1 protein-coding gene and 1 pseudogene are annotated in these 1,603 nt (G+C 44.4%); both read right to left on the reverse strand.

The features are described from left to right. Window positions 1-973: AAA family ATPase (locus V512_RS13115; RefSeq protein ID WP_099830906.1), on the reverse strand; the 973-nt coding region annotated here is incomplete at its 3' end. A 132-nt stretch (window positions 974-1,105) separates the two neighbouring features. Further along, window positions 1,106-1,378 (reverse strand): annotated as a pseudogene (locus V512_RS13120) (nucleotidyl transferase AbiEii/AbiGii toxin family protein); the annotation flags it as partial. Window positions 1,379-1,603: the final 225 nt, after the last annotated feature.

Genomic DNA, 1,603 nt, shown 5'->3' on the forward strand with positions numbered 1-1,603 from the left:
TTATTAGTTTGTTCGTATTTGTCGTTGTTTTTAGTTCGAAAAGGTCGAGGAGAAGCTTCCTCTTTTTGTCAGCAGTTGCTTCAGGATGAGATACAATCTCATTTATCGCCCAAACGAGTTCTATTATTCCCGAAGAATGGGTTGAGAGCAAGACTTTATAATTCCTGCTCAACAGTTCGACTATAGTAAGAAAGACATCCCTAATTGCAAGCGGATGAAGGCCTGCTTCTGGCTCTTCAACTATGACCCAGTTCACGCCTTGCTTTTTCGAGACTTTTGCCGAAGGCAGCAGCCAGAACAACCCAAGTAGTAAGGGCGCAAATTCCCTTTGACCCGCAGACCAGGTCATGATGGGCATTGATACTCCTGCAACCTCCAGCATGATTCTTTTCCTGAGGCCTATATCTAGTTTCAATTTGCCTTCTCTCATTATGGATTTCTGCAGCGCGTCCCTTATCTCTTTCTTGAAGTATCCGTCTCTCGGAAAAATTGGGGTATCGCCCCTCCCAAGGCCGGAATCCATTATGCGCCTGATCTTCTCGCTGAAGTCCTTAACAACGAAAGGGTACGTAGGATCGAAAGAGGTGAAAGGAAGTGGCCACCCGGCAGAGATAATCAGAACTCGTTGAGCGGGTATATAGAATACTTTGGCCTCACTGTCTTCTCCGCCTGATTTCTTCACGTGAGTTTCGATCTGAAACTTTCTTCCGTTAAGTCCAATGTAGCTCTGAGAATTCCATATCGCCTGCATCCCTTCGCCAAAATAGACTGGCAAGAAACTCTCGAGCTCATTCTTCCAATCAAAGCCAAACTTCTTCAATTCTCTGACTATGTCGGCGTGATCAACGCAGAACTTGAACAACTGAAGAAAGATGCTTTTACCCGTTGCTTGTGGCCCGACGAGAACGGTCAGATCACCGGCCGAAATGTCTGCTTTTTTTATCGGCCCGATATTCTCAAGAACGACTCTCACGGAGAACCCTCCCTTCTTCCTGGGGTGCTTAGTCTAAGCAAAGTAATTATATCAACTTCCGCATGAATTCCTGAATCTTCAACCAAACCACACTAAGTAAGGCCTTTCTATAAATAGGGACTTCATTATTCACATTTCTATCGCACAGACCTCGTTCAGCATGTTTGATATACTTTCAGCATTCACCTTTAGCCCTTTAATGGTCCCGTCCATATCCATGGTCGCCCTTGTATCAAGGCCTACTATTGATGCGATAAGAGATCCACCTTTCAAGATGAAGTTCGATTGGTAGCGTGATGATGAAATTCTTTCCAGCAAACGCTCCAGCATATAGTTCTGAAGGACAATTTGAGCAGATATATTCTTGCTTTTTGCCACGTTCTTAATGATCGCTTTCAGCTGCATCGAGTTCTTCAAAGCAATACCTCCAAATAGGCGCTAAGCTTCTTTTCTACCCTCATGAGCTTTGCCTACATTGAAATCATGGGAATATCTCTACTGGGCAGTTGTGTATATCTCTTGAACGCTTCGCTTATGATCTGGATATCTGTATGACTACGCCCTTTTAGAATATCGCACAGTGTTCTCTCTGCGTTGTAGACCCTTACCTCGTTGCCATTAGGAGTTCTT

It is taken from the genome of Mesotoga sp. Brook.08.105.5.1 (assembly GCF_002752635.1).
Taxonomy (GTDB): domain Bacteria; phylum Thermotogota; class Thermotogae; order Petrotogales; family Kosmotogaceae; genus Mesotoga.